This window comes from Micromonospora sp. DT4, assembly GCF_049841675.1.
GTDB lineage: Bacteria > Actinomycetota > Actinomycetes > Mycobacteriales > Micromonosporaceae > Micromonospora.
Window position 1 is genome coordinate 1 of sequence record NZ_JBNCKT010000298.1, and the last position, 1,148, is coordinate 1,148.

Consider the following 1,148-nt stretch of genomic DNA (forward strand, 5'->3'; position numbering starts at 1 on the left):
TGGCACACCAACCAGCCAGTCCTACGGTCCCTGACCGCATACGACCACTGACCCCCTTGGAATAGATCGTCTAGCGCGGGTGTTGCGGGGTTCGCCGGATCTGCTGTATTTGTTCAGTAGTCGTCGTGACATGGCCGAGTTGGCGGCGGTTGACCCTGCCAGGGCTGCGGAATACGCGTTCGGTTCGTATCTTGATGGTGATGGGCGTGCGGCGCCGTCGTTCGAGCGTGCGGTGGATGCGTGGGCGGTCGCGTCCGACATCCCCGTTGATGAGGGATTGTTGATTCGCGCCCGCTCGGTGTGGGATTTGACCCGCGCCGAGCGTGCTGCCGCCGAGGCGCAGCGGGTCGCGCAGGCCGCCGAACGGCGTGCCCGTTTGGAGCCGGTCAAGTGGTCAACGTGGGAGTTCAGTGGCGAGATTCGTTTCGGCAGTCTTGTCACAGCGGAGGATTTCGATGCCAGGGACTTCACCGACCTTGGCAAGATCGCTCACACTGGTGCCGGCACGGAGGAGGGCCTCGATAACCTGGCGCTCAACTCCGCTCGCCACGCGCATCTCGCGGGTGGCAACCAGGGTGTGTCGTACGCGTTCGTGGTCAATTCGCAGTGGACGGTTGACCTGCTGGTCTACACGCGTAGCGTGTGTCGCCGGGGCTGATTACCAGTGGCGTGGTAACGGCGGCCAGTCCACCAACGCTGCGGCGCCGCTGAATATCGCCAATGGCGACGAGACGCTGCTGACCTCGAAGCGTCTGCTGGCAGAGCGCACCGACAAACGCGGCGCTAGGGCGGCGGCCGTGGTGAGGGTGCCCGATCCGGCGTCGACACCAGAGTTCAATCCACTGGGCGAGGCGCTGTACGCCTACCACCTCGCTTATGCCTTCGGCCACGTTGGGGCGCCCGCGGCGGCGCCAGGCAGGAGAAAGAAGAAGAAGCCCGCAGTCGACGCGACGGCGAACGACGCGGTCGACGCAAAGCGTGTGGCGGCGCGGAACGAGCTACGCGCTTTCGGCGTGGCCGCTCGGGTGTTGGGTCTGGACGAGGCCGGTCACGCGTATCAGCGCTGGCCGCTGCTAGGGCCTGTCTTGTGGATCATGGTTGGTGGGGTAGGAACATCACGGGTGTCCGGAGTGTTACCCGAGCGCTAT

General features: G+C 65.1%; 2 protein-coding genes. Both read left to right on the top strand.

Going from position 1 to position 1,148, the window contains the following annotated elements:
• Positions 1–130: 130 nt before the first annotated feature.
• The gene (locus ACLQ24_RS29750) at positions 131–658 is read left to right on the top strand and encodes a hypothetical protein (RefSeq protein WP_425895056.1); all 528 of its coding nucleotides are present in this window, start codon (positions 131–133) and stop codon (positions 656–658) included.
• A partial coding sequence (locus ACLQ24_RS29755) for a hypothetical protein (RefSeq protein ID WP_425895057.1) occupies positions 615–1,148 on the top strand: 534 nt, incomplete at its 3' end. The genes ACLQ24_RS29750 and ACLQ24_RS29755, both read left to right, overlap by 44 nt.

Coding starts and splice junctions, on each gene's coding strand:
- ACLQ24_RS29750 (WP_425895056.1), top strand. CDS start 131: ATGGCCGAGTTGGCGGCGGTTGACCCTGCCAGGGCTGCGGAATACGCG.